Genomic DNA, 21,420 nt, shown 5'->3' with positions numbered 1-21,420 from the left:
GCTTATTTGTGCTACAATTTGTTAGATATAAGGCTTTATGGTAATTTTCAAATATAATCAACTAGTATGATAGTTAAACTTTCTGATACTAATATACAATTTAAAGATACTGATCCTGTTAAGGATAATAGTAATCCACCTAGAATGAGGGTAGGTACTGATGATTTTAAAACATTATTGTTAAATAGTGATGTGTTTGTTGATAAAAGCTTGATGATTAAAGAATTGCTAGAAGACAATGGTGAAGTAGTTCTAATCACTAGACCAAGGCGTTGGGGTAAGAGCTTGAACATGGATATGATTAGGAGGTTCTTAGAAATCGAAATAGATGAACAGGGAAATCCGTTAGCATTAGAGTATCAGAACAATATCAAATTATTTGCTGGTGGAGAAGTAGATTTGGGGTTTGATGAAACCAAAGAGCTACAGCCTTTAAAAATATCCATTCATAAAAATATAATAAAGCGTCAAGGTCAATTTCCAGTAATATTTATCACTTTTAAAAGCGTAGAAGGCTCAAGCTATCACGATATCGAACAAGGAGTAAAAAGCCAGTTACGGAAATTATTTCAGTCACATAGGTATTTAGCTAATAGTGATAAGCTTGCATCAGATGAACGAGCAGATTTCAACCACTATTTATTTGAGGAAGTAACTCTAGACAATATCAAAAATAGTTTGGCTATTTTAAGCCACTTGCTGTACAAACATTACAAGAAAAAGCCTTGGGTATTGATTGATGAATATGATACGCCAATTAATAGTGCTTACAGGCGTTTTGGTACTAATGAAACAGAATTTCAAAATGTACTAGACATTTTTCGTGGAATCATGAAATCTACCTTTAAAAGGGAAAGTGGCGATCAAGAATTGCCAGTTGAACGGGGAGTTATTACCGGGATTTTACGAATTGCCAAAGCTGAATTATTTTCTAGTTTGAATAATGTTAGTGAATATAGCTTACTAGATGATGAGTTTTCTAAGTTTTATGGCTTCACCCAAGCAGAAGTTGATGAGTTACTAACCGTCGTTCCAATTGAAACGAATCCTGAAGAAATTAAAAATTGGTATAATGGTTATACATTTGGTGGAGAGGTCATTTACAATCCGTGGTCAATAATGCAATGTTTAGCACGCAAAGGTAAGCTTGATCATTACTGGCTAGATAGTGGTGGGACAGGTTTGATAGATAAAGTATTATTATCAGATGAAATGCAGGAAGATTTACAGAGCCTAGCTGCCGGGAAAAGTATTATTTCGCCTATTACTAAACAAATTAGTTTTGCTGACATCAATAAGCCAATAGGACTATTTAGTTTGTTATTATTTAGTGGATATTTAAACCCAGTACATAGACAAGATATAGAAGAAAATATTTATGAATTGTCAGCACCAAATCGGGAAGTAAGGCACATATATAAGGTACGGATGCTACAATGGGTAACTGATCAGTTAAAAATTGATAGTTCTAGATATTATTCGTTTGTTAGCTTGTTACCAGTAGGTAAAATAGAAGCATTTAAAGAACGGCTTCAGGAATTGTTATTAAATGCTACTAGTTTTCACCAAACAGGAAATAAAAAAGCTGAGTTATTTTATAGTGGTTTTATGCTAGGACTTGTTAACATGTTATCTTCTGCCTACATCATAACCAGTGAACAAGAGTCAGGCAGTGGACGAGCTGATATTATCATGATCCCCAAAGCTGGTAAAGGAGATAAGGCAATTATTATTGAGTATAAGATAGCTAAAAATGCAGAAGATTTAGCCTTGGTAGCCCAAATGGGATTAAAGCAAATTATAGATAAGCAATATGATGTAAAGGTTAAAGAACATTCTCACGTCAAAAAAATCATTAAACTTTCGATGGCTTTTTTCGGTAAGAATATGGATTTACAATATCAGGTTACAGAGCTTTAGTAATAGACTGTAAGCGTTTGAATAATCAGTAATTTTACGTCTATCGTGGTTCTGAAATTGTCCACTACGCCCCACCATTCTTCGATTTTAGTGCATTTTACGAATGCGTTAAAACTGACTAGAATATCAAAAAAATGCATTCTTGAAGCGACTGGCACGAATGCATTTTAATCTATTATCGCTAATAATCTTAGCTAATGAAAGTGGCGGCTCATCGTAGCTACCTTAACACTGGTCTAGATAATGCTTTAAATATTGTCCAGTATAGCTCTCACTACAAGCAGCGATATCCTTCGGAGTCCCAGTAGCTACTATACTACCACCTTTATCTCCACCCTCAGGTCCAACATCTATAACGTAATCCGCTGTTTTAATAACATCTAGGTTATGCTCAATAACTATAACAGTATTACCCATATCAACTAACTTATGCAGCACTTTAAGCAATTTATTAATATCATCTATGTGCAACCCTGTTGTTGGTTCATCAAGTATATATAAAGTTTTACCGGTTGAGCGTTTTGATAACTCTTTAGCTAACTTTATTCTTTGTGCTTCGCCTCCAGACAAAGTAGTAGCAGATTGTCCAATTTTTATATAACCAAGTCCTACCTCATTTAAAGTAACAAGTTTTTCGTAAATTAGGGGTACTTTAGCAAAGAAACTCATTGCATCCTCAACTGTCATCCTAAGGACGTCAGATATAGATTTATCTTTATATTTTATTTCAAGAGTCTCTCTATTATACCTGTCTCCATTACAAACATCACATTTTACATAAATATCAGGTAAAAAATGCATTTCTATTTTAATCAGACCATCACCTTGGCATAATTCACATCTTCCACCTTTAACATTGAATGAAAACCTACCAACTTTATAACCCCGTGCTTTTGCAGTTGGTAGTTCAGCAAACCAGTCTCTAATATGGGTAAACGCACCAGTATAAGTTGCTGGATTTGATCTTGGTGTGCGACCTATTGGTGATTGGTTTATATCAATAACCTTATCAATATATTCAAGACCTTTAATTGACTTATATTCTCCTGGAGAGTTTTTTGAAGAGGGTTCTAAAAATTTTAAAGCTGCTTTATATAAAGTGTGAATTATTAAACTTGATTTACCGCTACCTGATACCCCTGTTATTGCTGTAAAACTGCTCAGAGGAATTGTAATGTTAACATCCTGTAAATTATTAGAAATAGCCCCAGTTAATGCTATTACCTTACCCGCAGGTGATACTCTAGTATTTGTTGGTACTTCAATAGATTGTTTACCGCTTAAATAGCTACCCGTTATACTATTGGGACATTGTTTAATTTCCTCAATTGTTCCTTGTGCTATTATATGTCCACCGTGAATACCAGCACCTGGTCCGACATCTATGATGTGATCCGATTCGTACATTGTTTCTTCATCATGTTCAACAACCAGCACTGTATTACCAAGGTCTCGAAGATTCTTTAGAGTCTCTATTAATCTAGCATTATCACGTTGATGCAAACCAATTGAGGGTTCATCAAGTACATACAACACACCACTAAGACCTGAACCAATTTGTGATGCCAAGCGAATACGCTGACTTTCTCCACCAGACAGAGTTCCTGATTCTCTAGACAAGGCAAGATAATCAAGACCAACATTCATAAGAAATTGTAATCTTTCCTTGATTTCCTTTAATATACGTTCAGCAATAGTCATTTGTCTTTTATTGAGCTGTTTGTCTAATTGATTAAACCATTTTTGTAATTGTAAAATACTCATGGTAGATACTTGTCCAATATGCATATCAGCGATTTTAATACAAAGAGATTCCATTTTTAGTCTATAACCTTCACAAGATGTGCATTTGTACTCTGCTTTGTATTTTAATAATTCTTCTTTTACTAAGGAAGAATCAGCCCTACGCTCCTTTTCTTGTAAACTAGGTATTATTCCAGCAAAAGGTTGCTGTACCACCTGAGATTTAGAACCATCATGATATTGAAATTTTATAACATCGTCACCTGATCCATGGAATAATACTTGCTGTACAATATTTGGTAGTTCTACAAAAGGAGTGTCTAATGAAAATTCGTAATGACTCGCTAAAGCTTTTAATGTTTCTAAAAAAAACTTTGAGGATATTTTCCCCCAAGGTGCTATAGCTCCATCTTTAATACTAATTCTTTTATCTGGAACAATTAATTCTTTATCAAGACACAATTCTGTGCCGATACCCTCACATTTAGGACAAGCACCAAATGGGCTATTAAAGGAAAAAATTCTTGGTTCTATTTCAGTAATTTGAAAACCAGAAACTGGACAAGAATATTTTTCTGAGAAAATGATTTTTGAACCTTTAGTAAGGTTGGTTTCTAATCCATTTGGCAAGTCAACAATTTCAATATATACTATACCATCTGCTAGTTTAAGAGCTATTTCTAAACTATCTGCAAGCCTGTTACCTAAATCATCTTCTAGAGAAATCCTATCAACAATTACTTCAATATTATGTTTTTTATTCTTATCAAATTTTGGCAGATTATCAATCTCATAAATTTCATTGTTAATAAATAATCGCCCAAAACCCTGTTTTTTAAGATCAAGCATTTCACGTCTGAATTCACCTTTCTGCCCTCTTATAATGGGTGCTAAAATGTATAATTTACTTCCCTTAGGAAGGTCACGAATAGCATCTATCATCTCCGATATAGTCTGATTCTTTATTGGTAAACCCGTTGCTGGAGAATATGGCACTCCTACCCGTGCATATAGTAATCTCAAATAATCATAAATCTCAGTTATAGTACCAACTGTAGAGCGTGGATTTTTAGATGTAGTTTTTTGATCAATAGCTATTGCCGGCGACAACCCGGAGACTGACTCAACATCAGGCTTATCCTGAAGATGCAAGAACTGCCTAGCATAGGAAGATAGACTTTCAACATATCTGCGTTGTCCTTCAGCATAAATAGTATCAAAAGCTAGTGAAGATTTACCAGAACCACTAAGACCTGTAATGACAACAAACTTATTTCTAGGAATATCAACATTTACATTCTTTAAATTATGCTCCTTAGCACCACGAACTTTAATATATTCTTGCATAATGATTTTGTTATAAATTTTTAAGGAACTGTCAAAAAACTTGTAGCATTATAAGTTGTTTTGAATTACTATTGCAATAATAAAGTTTTAAATAAGTTAGGTAATGATTTGTGGCTGGTAGTTTAAATAAAGCAATATTAATAGGTAATTTAGGACGTGATCCAGAAATCAGGCACACGGCTGATGGTAAAGAGATAGCAAGCTTTAGTGTTGCTACTTCTGAGACGTGGAAAGATCGTGCTACTGGAGAAAAGAAGGAAAAAACTGAATGGCATAGAGTAGTAATATTTAATGAGGGGTTGGTATCTGTTGTAAAGAATTATGCCAAAAAAGGAACTAAAGTTTACTTGGAAGGTAATTTACAAACTAGAAAATGGGTGGATAACCTTGGGCACGAAAAATATACAACAGAAATAGTGCTGCAGAATTTTAACTCACAATTTATATTGTTGGATTCTAAAGGGGGGGGTACTCAAGCACTAGATTCTGTTGCACCAAAAAATATGGTTACTAATTTTGACCATAGTGATCTAGATGATGAAATACCTTTCTAACTGACCACCTTACGCACAACGTCATTGCAAAATCACATAGTGGTTGTTGGCAATCCAAATCCATTAGGATTGCTTCTTCGCCACTAAAGTATCTCCTCGCAATGACTCCAAGCTGCTTTCTCTATGGGTTTTAAATGCCATGCGTAAGATGAGTGATATAATTGAATAGTATCATTTTTAGTGTAGTAACAATTTTAATAGAGTAATGATTATGCCATCAACAAAAAAGATAAAAGCTTTTTCTCTATATTTAAAAGATGGAGTGCTAAATTTAAATAAAAAGGGTAACAAATTCTCCGGTTGGGAAGGGGGGATCAGATATTTTGAAGACATATTTGATATAGAACAGTTAGTTGAATTTATAATAAGAACTACCCGAGGTATTAAGGGATTTAAGGCAGCTAACTGGGGTATTGATGAGATAGACATACGTAATCTTCAGTTACTAAAGGGTGTAATAAATGATATTATTGCTCTTAATCAAAACAATATCTTACGCTCTGAAATGGTGGAGGAAATATCTGAGCTTTCTAAGCTTAATGATTTTCAGTCACTAAAGGAGGCAATAAATGATATTATTGCTCTTAATCTTGAAAACAATATCTTAAGCCCTGAAATGGTGGAGGAAATATTTGAGCTTTCTAAGCTTAATGATTTTCAGTTACTAAAGGATGCAATAAATGATATTATTGCTCTTAATCTTGAAAACAATATCTTATTAAGCCCTGAAATGGTGGAGGAAATATCTGAGCTTTCTAAGCTTAATGATTTTCAGTCACTAAAGGATGCAATAAATAAGAGTAATATTATTACTGCTCTTAATAATCTTGCAACCTTAAGCCCTGAAATGGTGAAGAAAATATCTGAGCTTTCTGAGCTTTCTAAGCTTAATGGTTTTCAGTCACTAATGGATGCAATAGGTAATCGTGATATTACTCTTCTTGATCTTGAAAAGAATCCCTTACCTCTTAAAATGGTGGAGAAAATATCTAAGCTTACTAATCTTACTGGGCTCAATCTAGGTTGCTGTGGCATTGATAATGAAAAAATAAGAGAAATAGTTAAGCTTCCTAATCTTTTAGTTCTTGGTCTTGAAAAGACTCCCTTAACTCTTGAAATGGCGAAGGAAATATCTAACCTTACTAATCTTACTGGGCTCAATCTAGGTTGCTGTGGCATTGATAAAAAAATAATAGAAATAATAGTCAAAGGGCTTCCTAATCTTTCAGTTCTTGGTCTTGCAAACAATCGCTTAACTCTTGAAATGGTGAAGGAAATATCTAACCTTACTAATCTTACTGGGCTCAATCTAGGTTTCTGTGGCATTGATGATAAAAAAATAATAGAAATAATAGTTAAAGGGCTTCCTAAGCTTTCAGTTCTTAATCTTGAAAACAATCCTTTAACTCTTGAAATGGTGAAGAAAATATCTGAGCTTACTGAGCTTACTGAGCTCAATCTAGGTTTCTGTGGCATTGGTAATAAAGAAATAACAGAAATAGTTAAGCTTCCTAAGCTTGAAGGGCTTAATGTGGAAAACAATCGTATAACTGATAAAGGAGTAGCTGAAATAGTTGACGGGCTTCCTGATCTTTTAGCTTTGTATGCGTCATCCAATTACATAACTAATATAGGAGCAAAAAGAATAGCTGACGGGCTTAATAAACTCGAGGATTTTACTATTGCTTATTGCAATGACATAAGTCCTGATCAATTTAAAGAAGTAGTTGAAAAACATAGAGAAACCCTTACTATGGTTGATTTATTCTCTTCTGTTTATACTAGTAAACAACTATCGGAAATAGTCAAACTATTACCGCCTAGTTGTAGAGTACAACTTGGTCCATACTGGACAAGAGGTGAAGATGACATTAATGATGCTCCCCTTAAACTTGTTGGAGCAGAATGGGAAATTCTTCCTCTTGTTGATCATGTTGAAGTAGTAGGAAACGTTTTAGAGGGATAGTAAGCAGGGTAATTTAAAAGTAGGGTTGCAGGCCTAATAGAGAAAGGAAAAAGTGCTTAATATGGGCATCGATGGTGGTTGAGTTTATATCTATAACAACTATTATAGCACTTATTAGTGCTAGGTTATAAGAACGAACAACCGTCATCGCGAGCCACGAAGTGGCGTGGCGATCCAAATAAACATCGTGCTGTTGCAACTCCGTCATTGCGAGAAGGCGTGAAGCCCGAACGAAGCAATCCACTTGATGGTTGCTTTTATGGATTGCTTCGTCGACCTTCGGTCTTCTCGCAATGACATTTCCCTGCCTAAAACAGCTTCCTCTTCTAACTTTCGACAGCTGTGGACATCGATGGTGGTTGAGGTTACATTTATAACAACTATTAATTGTGACCTTTAAATTACCCTGAGTAAAGGATATAAAGAAAATGTTAACATTTTTTGATGTTACATCAATCTGCACAAATGCTTTTTATGGACTAAGTTTGTCTGTGGCTAATCTTGTTAACATAGTCACTAAGCCTAGAATTGCTCTACTTTTTATCCCTCTTCTGCTTTCTTCTTGTGCTTCGTCTATAGAGACAAGGGTTAAGGAAGCAGAAAAGGTAGCTTCAATAAACAAGTTTGAGAAGAAACTTGTTAAGGCAGGGGATTTTGTTATTACAACTTACCAACGTGTTTCGGATAAAGATAGTCCTTACGTATTTTATATTGAAGGTGATGGGAGTATTAGTATAGGACACTATGCCATTGCAGACAATCCAACTCCTTCTAAGGTTATGTTATTTAAGCTTGCTACCCTTGATGCTAGACCTAATATAGTTTATATAGCTCGTCCATGCCAATATACACCAGTGGAGCTTAATCCCAACTGTAATCAAGCCTATTGGACAGACAAAAGAATGGCTGAAGAGGTGATAGAATCAACAAATATAGTAATAAATAGTATAAATAATGGTAATCCAGCTAGTTTGGTTGGTTTTTCTGGTGGTGGTGGAGTTGCTATCTTGGTGGCAGCAAGAAATAAGCATATTAAGGATATAATAACTATAGCCGGTAATCTTGATATTGAGAATTTCAGTAAACATCATGGAATATATGCATTAAAGAAGTCGTTAAATCCCATAGATTATGCAATAAAAATTAGCAATATTCCGCAATTGCATATTTCGGGAAGCAAGGATAAAATAGTGCCGAGTAAAATTATGCATGGCTATGTAAAAGCTAGTTCTTCAGATTGTATACAGCAAAAGATTTTCCCTAATATTACTCATACCAAAGGTTGGGATAATGTATGGCAGGATGTGCTAAAAATTAATCTTACCTGTGGGTATAACAAGAAAATTGGGACGTAAAATAACAAAGCCAATTCGATATAAGAATTAAGCTTACTTATAGGAGATTTCTATGCAGAAGGCAGTAGTTTTAGTTAGTGGCGGTGCAGATTCAGCTACAGTACTAGCAATTATAGAAAAAATGAATTACGAAATTCATGCCATAAGTTTTAACTATTCTCAACATAATAATATTGAACTTGAGAAAGTTAAAGAGTTAGTTAAGAACTATAATATTAAACAACATAAAATTGTAAATATTGATTTACGTAGCTTTGGCGGATCAGCTCTTACTGATGATGCCATAGAAGTACCAAAATATAAAGATCATAGTGATTTAGGGGATAATATACCAATCACTTATGTACCAGCACGTAATACTATATTTTTAAGTTATGCTTTGGGATTTAGTGAAATAATAGGAGCCTTTGATATTTTTATGGGGGTACACGCAACTGATTATGCTAATTACCCAGATTGCCGTCCAGAGTACCTAGACGCTTTTGAGAAGCTTGCTAATCTTGCAACTGCGGTAGGAGTATTGGGTACACGAATTACCATTCATGCTCCCTTAATAAATATGACAAAAGGGCAAATTATCAAAACTGGTCTAGAATTAGGAGTAGATTACTCTAAAACAATTTCTTGCTATGATCCATTAGATAATGGGTTATCTTGTGGAACATGTCATGCCTGCTTACTTAGACTTAAGGCCTTTGAAGAAAATAATACAATTGACCCGATTAATTATAAAAGTAAATTCGCTTCTACACATGCTTAATAGTTTTATATATCATCAATTTCCTATGTTAGACCTAGACAACATAGTACTGAGAGAATTAACTAGTGATGATTCAGAAGACTATTTTGGTTATATGAATAAATTAGAGATGAGTCCTTTCTTGACAGATAACAACATTCCATCAACTATTCCACAAGCTGCTGATGAACTAAAATATTGGTCTAGCTTATTTCATCACCAAAGAGGGTTTTACTGGGGTATTTCCCTTAAAGATAATAATAAACTTATAGGTACGGCTGGGTTTAATACTGTTTCTACAATGCACCTCAAAGCAGAAATAAGCTACGATCTTGATCCTGCATTTTGGGGTAAAGGAATTATGCTAAAATCAATCAAAGCTATTTTAAGATTTATAGAATATGCTGGTATTGTTCGAACCCAAGCTACTGTAATAAATGACAATATACGTTCAATTAATGTTTTAGAACGATGTAATTTTGTCAAAGAGGGTTTGCTTAAGAAATATGAAATTGTTCAAGGAGTACATAGGGATTATTATATTTACGCTAGAGTGCTTTAGATTTCTGTAAAGATTTTCAACCTAAAACAAATCAGTTTGATGTAAGACATCGGTTTAATAGCCTACGGTGTCGTCCTTGCAAGCGTTATGTCATTCCTGCGTAAGCAGGAATCTAGAAAAATGACCAAGATAGCTTGTGTTGAGTTATTTTAGCCCCCTGCCTACGTAGGGGTGACATCACCCCTAATGGCGATGATTACTTGAGCCTACTATTAATTTATTACATCAATACTTGAGATTATAAATCAATATCAAAACGAAGTAAAGATAGGGAAATATCGACTATAAGCATAGAAATGAGGATTTTGGAAGTTCTTCTTTTGATAAACTAATTCATTTCCATCTATATCCACAATATTTCCACCACTAGCTTTAATTAACGCATGTCCCGCTGCAATATCCCATTCCATAGTTGGACCAAACTTAGGATAAATATCCGCCTTCCCTTCTGCTACTAAACATAATTTAATTGAACTTGGTATAGTAACTATTTCAGTAATTAGATGTTTCTTTAGGAATTCCTTGATATCTGAATTTGACGAACGTGAGCTAACAACAGCCCTATAATGAGTTTTAGGTAAGGCATCGAAGTTTGTTTCTACGCCATTTTGTTCAATTCTTAAAGCATTATTAGCATCTGTATAATATAATTTCTGCACAGATGGTTGATAGATAAAACCAATAATAGGCATACTATTTTTTATCAATGCAATATTTACTGTATACGTATCCTCACCTTTTATATAACTTTTTGTACCATCAATCGGATCAATCAACCAAAATTGATTGTCATTCAGAGCAATTATATCTCTTTCTTCACAAACTACAGGAATATTAGGTGCTAGATCCTTTAAACCATTATATATAAAGCTACTAATTTCCTTATCAGCATTTGTCACGGGAGAATTATCATCTTTATAAGAAACTATTAACCCTAAATCTCTTCTAATTAAAGCAATCCCACCAGCTTCAGTAATTAAACTTTTTAAAGACTTAATTAAATTAAGCATCATTTGTTATTTATCATTTGCTATTTGTTATAAATTGTTTAGCCTCATCATCTTCTAACCACTTTCCTGTTTTTAATAATATTTCCTGTTGAAATTTCACTATATCCTCCTGTGGAGTACCTTGTAATTCTGTAACGGCTAAATATTCTACCCCATAACAATCTAGATCAATTGTTCTTAGAAAATTATCTATGTTATCTAATTCACTTTTTTTATTCTCAAAGATTATAATATTATTAGGTAAAATATTTGTGATACTCATAAACTCACGTAGTGCCTGAGCTTTATTTAGATAGTCGGTAAATATTATACCTTTATAAAAAATTGGTGACCTTTTATCAGTTTCATCAAATTTTAATATTTCTTTATTATTAATTTTATCAGTAAATTTAATACCGAGTCTACTTAGCTGCTCATATTGCCATTCCTCATAATTTTTAATCAGTCTACATGCTGGGTTAATTTTAGTAAACCCAAAAACCAAAGCCCCTGAACTTTTCAATTTATCGATAAATTTTGGCCAACTAGCTTCTACTAACATAACTTGTCTTTGCAATAGCAACTTAGCAATTATCTCATCCACATTAGGATGATATTTTGCCAAACTTGCCAGCTCTTCAACAAACCCTCTATAAGGATTAGCATAACGAAACATCTTAGACTTAGGCGTAACTATTGTATCATCAATATTGATTAGCACTAAGCTAGATGCATCAATTTTTTCAAGTAAATTTTTTACCGTAACAGAATCTATAGAATAAGTGGGAATAATTATTGCATAACCTGTATGTGGTAACATGATAAAAATTAATAATAATTTTAATAAAAAGTTATTTTTTATTATCATATGGATTTACACTCTCTTGATTCTTAACTTTGATTTTGTCATTGCTTCTCTTTACTGCATTTACCTTATTAACCAATTCATTAAGTGATTTTTTTAAATCACGAGAATTGAATATTGATTCTTTTTGGTCAGATAATTTATAATTATAGCCAATAAACATCACATTATCGTCATAATTTCTTAGTTGACTTTCCATTGCAGTCAACTCACTGGAATTTCCATCAACCATTATTAAAACTTTTGGCATAAACTTCACTTCTATTAAAAAATTTAATATCAACTGAAATGAAGCATTATTATTACTACTCAATATACCCTGATAAAACGTCGGATAAGTATTATCAAAAGGCTTCATATTATTAAAAATAAGATAATTATGTTGTGGAAAACTATTGGACAAATCAATATTAAATTTCTCTAAATACTCAGCCTCCCATATTTCTAGCTTCTTTATATTGTTAAAGTTACCAGTTAAACCATGATCACTCACAATTACGGGGCTACCTTTATCCATTATATTCTTTATAAAATTAGGCAAATTGACATCTAATAACTCATTTTTATACTCTGTAAGCAGTATTGTATCAAAATAAGCATCCTTTGAGGGTCTAACTGCTTTGAATATTTCATGTAGCTTAGATAATTCATTTTTATTCAATTGGATAATTGGGGGGAAAAATGATTTGAATATAACTTTTTCTCTACCCAAGACCACTAAGATATCTTTAGGGGAATAATTATTGCATAATTCTTCGTAGTCCTTATTTATTTGGTCTAAACTATTAACATCAATAATCTTACCATTTGCTATTAAAGGTAGTAGCAGTATTATGTAAGAGAGGAGTTTATATGTTTTAAATTTAATTTTTCTAATTAGCATAGAAATTGCTCTTATTTTTTGTTTATAACAAAAGTAGTTGGTCTACATCGTTTTATGTCATACGCAGGTAATCTAACTCAATGTCATTCCCGCGTAGGTAGAGGAATCCATATTATCTAACGACCTTTGCAGGTTATTTTTTGGATTGTATCTTGAATATTAGCTCTTTATGGAGTTAATATGGTCAGGAAGGAATGACACAGTTTAAATTAGATAGGTCCTTAAAGACCGAAGGTATCTTGATGACCTCCTCCCTTGAATCACAAAGTATGATACGAACGGTAGCAGAATCCTTTAGAGATCAAATTTATAATCATGTATCAAAACTTTGCAAAACAACCACTAATTATAGGTAAAGCAAATGACTAAAAAAAGCAAGATATTTATGGGAATAGATGTTTCAAAAAATACGCTTGAGATATCTATGAATAATAGATATCTTTAGCAAACTTGCTTATGCTGAGGAATTTAAAGAAACCACGAAACCTCAGCCCGCAGCGGACTATGATGCACGTGAGAAGCAGAGTACCGGTAGCACAAATAAATTACCAGCAGAAGTAGAATTTCGAAAAATATCTATTGAATATATTTGTAATATTGTGGTTAATTGCATTATAATGAGGTTTATGTATAATAACTTTACTTTTATTGACTTATTTGCTGGGATTGGTGGTGTAAGAAGATCATTTGAGTCTGTTGGTGGTAACTGCGTTTACACTAGCGAGATTGATACATCGGCATTAAAAACATATAGAGCTAATTTTAGCTGTGATCATAAAATTGATGGTGATATAGTCAATTCAGGAGGATTTGGTGCTAGGAGCGATGGAGCGACGCCTATATGTAATAGGCGAGCGACGAGTGACGACGTCACCAACTTCTCATCAATTGACTATATAACACAAGTACACGAACAAAATGTACCCCCTCACGATATTTTATGTGCAGGATTCCCGTGTCAACCATTTAGTATAGCTGGGGTTTCAAAATGTTTAATAGTCTTTTAGGCTATTTTTTTAGATTCCCGCCATTGCTTAGAATGACAGCTACTGTGTAGTAACTACAGTTAGCTATATAGTCTTTAAATTACAAGATTGCTGAAATATTTTACACTTTCTAATAAGGCTGGATTCTCCCCTATTAGGCTTGCCTCTTCTCCTAGACCATGACTTTTATAAGGATGACCTAAGTCATAACTTCCATAGTGATGATGATCCCACTGCTTTATAGAAGTTAGTACGGTATCACTAATTTCATGTAATGTACTACTAACATATGATTTAACTGCAGTCCACATAGCCCATATATTCCAACTAGACATGTGACTTATAACCATGGGGCTTTCTACTAATTCTGTATTATTAGCTTCTAAAGACTCAATCTCAGATTTAGTGCTATCAATCACTGTAGTAGTAGCTTCCGTACTATTTATATAAGATGCTTCTGTAGCTACATCACAACCTCTATCATTTGGTGATATATCAGATTGATTACTATCAACAGTATGTTGTTCATTTAAAACTGTTACCTCTGTATTATCAAGATTATCGCTTGCTATATTAATAGAGCTAGTTTTTTCTTGTTGATCATTACAATCTTGAAACTCAGTTAGGGATTCTTGCATAGGGCTAGATTGCTGTTCTACATCATGTTGTTCTACCGCTTCTACATCACAACTTAATTGATCAGTAGCTATGTCCATTTGAAACTCTCTTGTTTCAGGATAAGTTATTGTTATATTTTTTAGCTCCTCAACATCAGTAATAGACTCTATCTTTTCTTCTTCTATTGTTTCTTCATAATTTTCTACTACATGAAATATCTCAGTAGGCACAGGTTGCTGTTCTATATCATAATCTAGTTGATTTATTGGCTCATCAATATCTGTAATATGGTCTTCATCTTGAGACTCCATTGCTTCAAGGAAAGTTATTGATATATCACTTGACTCATCATTAATATCTATAGAATCCGTATTTTCTTCTTTAATATAAATCCCTTTTTCCTTATTATATGATTCAGTTATTCCTTTAGATATCTTTTCTAACTTTTTAGTAGAAGTATCGACCCATTTACTATACTTCCTAGTAAGATTTGCAGTAAGTTGTACTACAATTTTATCCTTATTGTTCTCTAAATATGTATCATTAAAATCAGCTAATACTGGCAATAATTTAGCTATCAGTTTTTTACTTTGTGTTGTTTTGGTTATTTTTAACTTCTGAATTGATAATAATATTATTTCCATAGAGGTAACAATACTATTCACAGAATCAGCAAATTTATGAATATTCTTTGAAGTGAACTTCTCCTGATCAAAATAACCCCACTCTCCCCCCTTTTTGCCTTGGTTTATTTCTACTGCAAAATGCTTAAGTCCGGTTCTATTAATGACTGTCTTAAAAGATGGAGACACACCATAACCATTTTTTAACATATAAGTTTGCACTTTATCAGGGATTGTTATATATTTCGTAACTTCCGAAGCAATATCTTTTGTACTAAATCTAGCCTCTTCATTCGAGTCTCTTAAAACTATCATACTAACAAGATCATCTTGTAAACGTCCAGTAACAATATCTGCGATTCCTTCATTAGTTGATAATTTTTTAATTACATCTGCTCTATATTGCTCAATTTCCTCTTTAAACTTATTAATTTTTTTTGCACCCTCTGATGTTGTCTCTATTTCATCAAGTCTTTTCTTTATATCTTTTATCGTCATAAATAGACTTAGTGCACCTTTCTGCTCATTATATAATAATGAGTGACACATTATCTGAAAAATATCCTTTGTTATATCAACTTCACCTTGATTGCCAGCTACTGTGCTAAAAAACTCTTTACGTAAATATTTCTCAAAAACATGCAGACTATTTTCCCTCAGCTTACTAATAATATCATCCACTTGTTGTGGCGTTTTAGATACACCTAATTCGCTTGAAGATTCTGTGTTATCTACTTCCTTTGTTAAAGGAAAAGCTTCCTGAACAAGTGTAACTGTATTTACTGTTAAAATATCTTGGGACATGTTCTTATATTTTTCTATAAAATTAAAAAAACTTACCTCCGTATCAAACGGATATTACGATTGCGACGGATTATAACATACTTATTCAAACAATGCAAGATAAAAATATATCTTCTGCTTCTCAGGGCAGTTTCAAAGCCACAATCAAGAGTTGGCATTGTAGTAGTATTAACTATTAAGGATGTCATCACCCCCTGCAAAAGTAGCTTACTATAGGCTATTTTTTTAGATTCCTCACCAAAGCGGGAATGACATACTAGTGATCCTGAATAAGAACGGAAGCAAATTTTGACGACAAAATTACCATAACTCTTCTATTAATGCTATGGTATTAACCCTTAGATCTAGGTCATAATCTATGGTATTATTTATTATTCGTTTGATATTTGCAAATTTTGTTATCAAATAATCAGGGGAATTAGAACGCAATTGATTAAATATTTTATTCTCTAATTCATTGAATTCAATATTGATATTGAGAGATTTTTTAGTAATTCTATTAACTAGATATAGCATGCTACAAGCAAAATCTCCCCATAATTCCTTGTTTTTACTGGTAAATTCTTCGATAAGATCTAACTTCACTTTAGGATTTGCATAGTTAGCAATGTACGTCGTAAATTTAACATATATATCGCTTCCCACTAAGCGATTTTGTGATTTTATGTTAATTTTAGCACATCTAGATCTTATAGTACTTATTATTCCGGCAGCCCTTGAGGTAATCAAGAAAATAAAACTATCCTTTGGCGTATCTTCTAAAAGCTTAAGACAGGAATTTGCTGCATTGAGATTCATTAAATCTGCTTGATAAATAACAGCTACTCTATATTTAGATATTGATGATGTTCTATAAAAAAATTGCTGTAAATCTCTAATTTGGTCAATAGATATGTCTTTGACACTGCTCGTCACAGAATTATCCCTAGCTACTAAACGATAATCTGGATGATTTATTAATTGAATTTTATCTACAATCAAACTGCTTTCTATAAATATAAGCAAATCTTCTAAAGCTTTTGCGGTATCATCAACATCAATCAGCCAACTATTATAAAGCCTAGCCTGTTTGAATCTACATTCAAGATATTCTTTGATCATTCTGCTAATGGTATAATAAAAAATAGGTTTCTAGGCTTTGCCAACATGGGTCAGAAACCACATCTATCGAAAGTTAGAAGAGGAAGCGGTTTTAGAAGTCATAATGGCAGTTTAAAAGTTACAGAAAAATAACCAAGGTCATTGCGAGGAGGTATAAGCCGACGAAGCAATCCATTTTTGGTTACTTTTATGGATCGCTTCGTCGACCTACGGTCTTCTCGCAATGACGTTGACCATATACAACTTTTAAACTGCCCTGCCTAAAACCCGCTCTACTTTCGACTTTCGACAGTTGTGGGGCAGAAATGCCAACGTAAGTAATGATACTTGTATGGCAAAAGCGATGGCAATCCCTACGTAGGCAGGGATGACACTAGCTTTGTTGTATTGAACTCAGGTTACTTAAACTTGCACCCTTGGTAAAAACTATAATATTTTACAGAAGCAGGTTCTAAGTAAAATACGAACTTACGAATTATTACAAGCTTCCTTCATTTTCTTACCGGCTCTAAAGACTGGTTGTTTATAGGCAGCAATATGCATTTTCTCACCAGTTTTTGGATTACGACCTTCACGTGCAGCTCTACTTTGTATATGGAAAGAACCAAACCCCACTAGGTTAACGTCCTCACCACGACTAAGTGCTTTAAGTACACTGTCTACAACCCAAGTAAGGGCCTTTTCTGCATCACTTTTTGAATGACCTGCTTCAGCCATTAATGCTACTAATTCTCCTTTATTCATATGCTCAACTCTCCAAATAAATTGTTAACATTTCAGACATTAATGTATTTAGTATACTCAAATGATTTAGAGAATTGGATTTGAAAATGAAGAACAAGCGGTGCGTACATAAGATACGTTGTTACGTTCGTCCTTGATATTAAAAAAACAATTCTTCAAAGCAGAAGAATATATACTAACATACCAGCAAGATTTGTTATATCTCGTTGGCTAGATTATAGCAAACACTAAATTGACTGCAACTGAGACTTCTTTAGAACTTTTGAATATATTATTTTATAATCTAATTTCAATAAAATTGTATCTATTTTACATCAAATTAGTTTCTTATCCTGTAGTTAGGAGGATAGTATATTATTTTTGCTTAAATGAAATAATTAGTTGAAAATCATAATAGTTTATATATTATAGCTTTCTTATTTAATATATAAAAAGGGAACTTTTATGATCACTAGACTATTCTACATATTATGTATTTCAATTTTTAGTTTAAATACTAGTGCCAATCCAGCTCCATTGGGTTTTGAATTAAATAAAGCAAGTATAGCAGATGTAGAGCGAGTATATCAGATTACTAAAAAAGAGAGGAATCATTGGGATGGATATAATTATTATGTTAATGTTAGAGAGGTCAAATTAGAGGGACTGACTGAATTATTAGTAATATGTAATGATGATAATATTATCCAAGCAATCATCTTAACGATAAATAACGATAAATTTACAGAGTTTTATGAGTTACTTGCAGAAAAATACAAACTCACCCATAGCCAAAACCCTAATTTAGGTAATAAGGAGATTAGATTTGCCGATGGTAGTTGTACTATTATATTAGATTCTCCATTCCTTAGCTTTAGTATGAGTCTTATATACATAACAGATGAGTTTCTGACAAAATTTAAAGGTAAGCAAAAAGAAGAAGAAAAAGCGAAAAAAGCAAAAGGTAAAGAATTGCTATAATTCAATTATAGGAGGTTTTGAGGTATAAGCCCAACAAACATAAGCCACTGCAAGGGCATCTGCTTCATCAAAGTTACTGATTGCAATTGCTCCTGGTAGTAAAAGTTTAATCATTTGCAGAACCTGATTTTTTTCAGCATGACCATAACCCACTACAGATTTTTTGATAACATTAGGTTTAAATTCTTGAAAAGCAATATCATATCCTCCTATAAGTGACATGACTGCTCCTCTAGCATATCCCAATTTTAACGATGAAACACTATTCATATTAACAAATGTCTCCTCCATAGCAACAATAGCAGGTTTATATTGTACTATTATCTTTTGCAAGGACGAGCTAATGAAAGCTAGCCTTTTATGCATTGCTTCGCTTGATTTAGTCTTTATGACCCCACTATCTAAATATTTCAGAGGATCGGTATCGATTACCCCCCATCCCATACCAGCTAAAGATGGGTCAATTCCTAGTATAATCAAAATTATTCCCCCACTAATAGATTTTTTGTAAAATTACTTCAGAATAATAAAGTTTTACATCTTTTATTATCTATTCATTAACCTTTTTTAAAAATACATTGTCTGTGATATTCTAAATAATCCGAACGTCTTGCATGCAACGATAAATCATATTGCTTATTTGGAATCAACCCCAATCTTTTTGTATTCAACGGTGATAAATAAGGTGAAACAAAAATTTTACCTTCATTTGAAAAAGTTATAAACCCTTGGTCAAATAACCTATCATAAGTTGGTGTTAAAAGTAATCCATTGTATTTATCAATACGTTCTCTGTCATTTTCGCAAACCGCCCAAGGTTTTATATGGCTTGCAATCAGCATTCTCTCATCATTTACTCTTGTTATTAAACATTCACCCATTTCATCAATAACACTAGTACGATATTTACCTTGTCCTTTTCTTGCATAAATAATTTCTTTCTTTTTATCTTGTCCTAGTGTTTTATCTTCTTGAATTTCCTTTTCTTTTTCTGCTATAATTGCACTATGATGCCTTGGATCATAAAAATAATTTAAATATGGTCTAAAATAAAAAACCTCTTTATTATCAATATTTTTCAGTTTCAAGATTGATATATAAGTAATTTCAGGTAAAACAATTTTTCTAAATTCTTTATAAAATACGTCTCCACGCATTGAACTGATGTAATATCTTGAATCTCCACCTGCCGGTGATTCAGTAAATTCAAAAAACAGTACCTGTTCTTTTCTTTCAAGCATTTTGTTATTTTCAAGCCAATAATCAGTTATATTCTCTCGATAAACTTGTTCTTTATTCTCATATTCAAATTTTGCGTCTTGCAAATACTCTAATAAATCTCTTTTTAATAAAAATCCCGTCATTGAGGTTTTTTTAAAAAACGATTGTATTTCTATGCTTTTTCTTGAACCGATGTATAATTTTGCTTCTCCATTACCTCTTGAATAATCAAGTTTATTTCGTCTATGCACAAAACAATCAGGTATTACAATACTATCAAATGTATTAATATTAATGTATTTCTGCCCCAATAATGTTAGTTCATTTTCCATAAATAGACTTAAGTAAATTTACTAATACATCAACAACAATGCTATTACCAGTTTGTTTATATGCTTGCGTATCGCTAACAACAATTTTGAATTCATCAGAAAAACCCATTAATCTTAAACATTCTCTAGGGGTTAGTTTTCGTAATTTATCGCCTCGTGTAATGTAATTATCAACTCCTGCCCTATGCATTTTTGCCATTGTTGATAAAAGAGGTCTTGCAATTGATAAATCTATTGCAGGTTTTGAATAAAAATCCCTTGTACCACTTGATAAAACGTAGTTTTTTACTTTCTCAGAAAGATAATATTTATCCATTACAAAATCCCCGTGCCAATTAAATTGTTGATTGGCTTTTTGACATAATGCAATTTTACCGTCAATTTGTGTATATTTCTTATTTAAGTTCTTGTTATCTGAAACAAATTTAATACCCTTTTCAGGTAAAAAATATTTTACCTCAGGGTTATCAACTAATAAATTTTGCATTGTTATTTCAAGGGGGATCGGTTTTGGGAATTCAAAACTTTGTTCTTCTAAAAAACCAATAACAAATAGTCTTTCTCTATTTTGTGGTATGCCATAATCTCTTGAATTCAAAACTTGTTTATAATATGTATAACCTAGTCCTTTTATGGTTTCTTCAATTGTTTCCCAAGTCTTACCACTATTATGAGATAATAGACCTTTTACATTCTCAAAAATAAAAATCTTGGGCTTTATTTCGTCAACTAATCTTGCAAACTCAAAGAACAAATTTCCTCTATCGTCCTCAAGCCCTTTCCTTTTTCCAACCATTGAAAAAGATTGGCAAGGACTTCCCCCAACAAATAAATCTATTTTATTTTTATATTTATTGCCATCGAGTACTTTTATGTCATTGTACCATTGATTTTCGTTGATTTTATAATTAGCAAAATATGTTTGTTTGCAATATTTATCAATATCACAAGCAAAAACAATATGGTGATCTATTTGCAATCTTTGCAATGCGTGTTCTATTGCACCAATTCCACTAAATACGGTTGCTATGTTAATTTTTTTCATGTAATCAAACTTAAATATGTGTTAGGTTTGTCTATGTCTGCAAACCATTTTGTATACCTAAGA

Annotated in this window: 18 protein-coding genes; 8 read left to right on the top strand and 10 right to left on the bottom strand. The window is 32.7% G+C overall.

Features of this window, described 5'->3' with window-relative positions:
* Positions 1-66 precede the first annotated feature (66 nt).
* Complete coding sequence (locus ACFEL2_RS04215; protein ID WP_375332325.1) at positions 67-1,920, top strand: AAA family ATPase; 1,854 nt, start codon at positions 67-69, stop codon at positions 1,918-1,920.
* 225 nt (positions 1,921-2,145) lie between these two features.
* Here ACFEL2_RS04215 and uvrA read toward each other — a convergent pair whose 3' ends face one another.
* Entirely contained in the window at positions 2,146-5,010 is a 2,865-nt protein-coding gene (gene uvrA, locus ACFEL2_RS04210) for an excinuclease ABC subunit UvrA (RefSeq protein ID WP_375332324.1), read from the bottom strand.
* 110 nt (positions 5,011-5,120) lie between these two features.
* On the opposite strand from uvrA, the gene ssb reads away from it, so the two are divergent.
* The 5 genes from ssb (at position 5,121) to ACFEL2_RS04185 (ending at position 10,186) form a co-directional block, all read left to right on the top strand.
* The gene (ssb, locus tag ACFEL2_RS04205) at positions 5,121-5,564 is read left to right on the top strand and encodes a single-stranded DNA-binding protein (protein WP_342260249.1); all 444 of its coding nucleotides are present in this window, start codon (positions 5,121-5,123) and stop codon (positions 5,562-5,564) included.
* 211 nt (positions 5,565-5,775) lie between these two features.
* Positions 5,776-7,530, top strand: coding sequence for a leucine-rich repeat domain-containing protein (locus ACFEL2_RS04200; RefSeq protein WP_375332323.1), 1,755 nt, complete (start codon positions 5,776-5,778; stop codon positions 7,528-7,530).
* A 428-nt stretch (positions 7,531-7,958) separates the two neighbouring features.
* A complete protein-coding gene (locus ACFEL2_RS04195; RefSeq protein ID WP_375332322.1) occupies positions 7,959-8,885 on the top strand; it encodes an alpha/beta hydrolase in 927 nt (308 codons plus the stop codon).
* Positions 8,886-8,937: 52 nt separating this feature from the next.
* On the top strand, positions 8,938-9,645 hold the full coding sequence (gene queC / locus ACFEL2_RS04190) for a 7-cyano-7-deazaguanine synthase QueC (protein ID WP_375332321.1): 708 nt from the start codon (positions 8,938-8,940) through the stop codon (positions 9,643-9,645).
* Positions 9,638-10,186, top strand: a complete 549-nt coding sequence (locus ACFEL2_RS04185; RefSeq protein WP_341752031.1) for a GNAT family N-acetyltransferase — start codon at positions 9,638-9,640, stop codon at positions 10,184-10,186. Before queC ends, ACFEL2_RS04185 begins: the two co-directional genes overlap by 8 nt.
* Before the next feature lie 251 nt (positions 10,187-10,437).
* On the opposite strand, the gene cysQ is transcribed toward ACFEL2_RS04185, so the two are convergent.
* Genes cysQ through ACFEL2_RS04170 form a run of 3 tightly spaced genes read right to left on the bottom strand, consistent with a single transcriptional unit; the run spans position 10,438 to position 12,923 of the window.
* A complete protein-coding gene (gene cysQ / locus ACFEL2_RS04180) occupies positions 10,438-11,199 on the bottom strand; it encodes a 3'(2'),5'-bisphosphate nucleotidase CysQ (RefSeq protein ID WP_375332320.1) in 762 nt (253 codons plus the stop codon).
* 10 nt (positions 11,200-11,209) lie between these two features.
* Complete coding sequence (locus tag ACFEL2_RS04175) at positions 11,210-12,043, bottom strand: DUF2608 domain-containing protein (RefSeq protein ID WP_375332319.1); 834 nt, start codon at positions 12,041-12,043, stop codon at positions 11,210-11,212.
* Entirely contained in the window at positions 12,027-12,923 is an 897-nt protein-coding gene (locus ACFEL2_RS04170; protein ID WP_375332318.1) for a DUF2608 domain-containing protein, read from the bottom strand. The genes ACFEL2_RS04175 and ACFEL2_RS04170 overlap by 17 nt, the downstream gene beginning before the upstream one ends.
* A gap of 626 nt (positions 12,924-13,549) precedes the next feature.
* On the opposite strand from ACFEL2_RS04170, the gene ACFEL2_RS04160 reads away from it, so the two are divergent.
* Positions 13,550-13,930 (top strand): DNA cytosine methyltransferase, encoded by a 381-nt coding sequence (locus tag ACFEL2_RS04160; RefSeq protein ID WP_375332317.1) that lies wholly within the window; start codon positions 13,550-13,552, stop codon positions 13,928-13,930.
* A gap of 74 nt (positions 13,931-14,004) precedes the next feature.
* Here the strand turns inward: ACFEL2_RS04160 and ACFEL2_RS04155 are convergent, their stop codons facing one another.
* The 3 genes from ACFEL2_RS04155 to ACFEL2_RS04145 form a co-directional block, all read right to left on the bottom strand.
* Positions 14,005-15,954 carry a hypothetical protein gene (locus tag ACFEL2_RS04155; RefSeq protein WP_375332316.1) on the bottom strand — a complete coding sequence of 650 codons (1,950 nt, stop codon included), beginning with the start codon at positions 15,952-15,954 and terminating at the stop codon, positions 14,005-14,007.
* A 300-nt stretch (positions 15,955-16,254) separates the two neighbouring features.
* Complete coding sequence (locus ACFEL2_RS04150; protein WP_341752037.1) at positions 16,255-17,055, bottom strand: DNA polymerase III subunit delta'; 801 nt, start codon at positions 17,053-17,055, stop codon at positions 16,255-16,257.
* A gap of 468 nt (positions 17,056-17,523) precedes the next feature.
* Positions 17,524-17,799, bottom strand: coding sequence for an HU family DNA-binding protein (locus ACFEL2_RS04145; RefSeq protein ID WP_341752038.1), 276 nt, complete (start codon positions 17,797-17,799; stop codon positions 17,524-17,526).
* Positions 17,800-18,243: 444 nt separating this feature from the next.
* On the opposite strand from ACFEL2_RS04145, the gene ACFEL2_RS04140 reads away from it, so the two are divergent.
* The gene (locus tag ACFEL2_RS04140; RefSeq protein WP_375332315.1) at positions 18,244-18,759 is read left to right on the top strand and encodes a hypothetical protein; all 516 of its coding nucleotides are present in this window, start codon (positions 18,244-18,246) and stop codon (positions 18,757-18,759) included.
* Here the strand turns inward: ACFEL2_RS04140 and ruvC are convergent.
* The 3 genes from ruvC to ACFEL2_RS04125 form a co-directional block, all read right to left on the bottom strand.
* Positions 18,754-19,239, bottom strand: a complete 486-nt coding sequence (gene ruvC, locus ACFEL2_RS04135; RefSeq protein ID WP_341755016.1) for a crossover junction endodeoxyribonuclease RuvC — start codon at positions 19,237-19,239, stop codon at positions 18,754-18,756. The genes ACFEL2_RS04140 and ruvC overlap by 6 nt on opposite strands.
* A 77-nt stretch (positions 19,240-19,316) precedes the next feature.
* Positions 19,317-20,312, bottom strand: a complete 996-nt coding sequence (locus ACFEL2_RS04130; RefSeq protein WP_375332314.1) for an HNH endonuclease — start codon at positions 20,310-20,312, stop codon at positions 19,317-19,319.
* Positions 20,302-21,357, bottom strand: a complete 1,056-nt coding sequence (locus ACFEL2_RS04125; RefSeq protein WP_375332313.1) for a DNA cytosine methyltransferase — start codon at positions 21,355-21,357, stop codon at positions 20,302-20,304. The genes ACFEL2_RS04130 and ACFEL2_RS04125 overlap by 11 nt, the downstream gene beginning before the upstream one ends.
* Positions 21,358-21,420: the final 63 nt, after the last annotated feature.

Source organism: Candidatus Tisiphia endosymbiont of Temnostethus pusillus (assembly GCF_964264675.1).
Taxonomy (GTDB): Bacteria; Pseudomonadota; Alphaproteobacteria; order Rickettsiales; family Rickettsiaceae; genus Tisiphia.
Note: the sequence above shows the minus strand (reverse complement) of the source record. Positions and strands in the feature narration are given on the sequence as shown.

Coding starts and splice junctions, on each gene's coding strand:
- ACFEL2_RS04215 (WP_375332325.1), top strand. CDS start 67: ATGATAGTTAAACTTTCTGATACTAATATACAATTTAAAGATACTGAT.
- uvrA (WP_375332324.1), bottom strand. CDS start 5,010: ATGCAAGAATATATTAAAGTTCGTGGTGCTAAGGAGCATAATTTAAAG.
- ACFEL2_RS04200 (WP_375332323.1), top strand. CDS start 5,776: ATGCCATCAACAAAAAAGATAAAAGCTTTTTCTCTATATTTAAAAGAT.
- ACFEL2_RS04195 (WP_375332322.1), top strand. CDS start 7,959: ATGTTAACATTTTTTGATGTTACATCAATCTGCACAAATGCTTTTTAT.
- queC (WP_375332321.1), top strand. CDS start 8,938: ATGCAGAAGGCAGTAGTTTTAGTTAGTGGCGGTGCAGATTCAGCTACA.
- ACFEL2_RS04185 (WP_341752031.1), top strand. CDS start 9,638: ATGCTTAATAGTTTTATATATCATCAATTTCCTATGTTAGACCTAGAC.
- cysQ (WP_375332320.1), bottom strand. CDS start 11,199: ATGATGCTTAATTTAATTAAGTCTTTAAAAAGTTTAATTACTGAAGCT.
- ACFEL2_RS04175 (WP_375332319.1), bottom strand. CDS start 12,043: ATGATAATAAAAAATAACTTTTTATTAAAATTATTATTAATTTTTATC.
- ACFEL2_RS04170 (WP_375332318.1), bottom strand. CDS start 12,923: ATGCTAATTAGAAAAATTAAATTTAAAACATATAAACTCCTCTCTTAC.
- ACFEL2_RS04160 (WP_375332317.1), top strand. CDS start 13,550: ATGTATAATAACTTTACTTTTATTGACTTATTTGCTGGGATTGGTGGT.
- ACFEL2_RS04155 (WP_375332316.1), bottom strand. CDS start 15,954: ATGTCCCAAGATATTTTAACAGTAAATACAGTTACACTTGTTCAGGAA.
- ACFEL2_RS04150 (WP_341752037.1), bottom strand. CDS start 17,055: ATGATCAAAGAATATCTTGAATGTAGATTCAAACAGGCTAGGCTTTAT.
- ACFEL2_RS04145 (WP_341752038.1), bottom strand. CDS start 17,799: ATGAATAAAGGAGAATTAGTAGCATTAATGGCTGAAGCAGGTCATTCA.
- ACFEL2_RS04140 (WP_375332315.1), top strand. CDS start 18,244: ATGATCACTAGACTATTCTACATATTATGTATTTCAATTTTTAGTTTA.
- ACFEL2_RS04130 (WP_375332314.1), bottom strand. CDS start 20,312: ATGGAAAATGAACTAACATTATTGGGGCAGAAATACATTAATATTAAT.
- ACFEL2_RS04125 (WP_375332313.1), bottom strand. CDS start 21,357: ATGAAAAAAATTAACATAGCAACCGTATTTAGTGGAATTGGTGCAATA.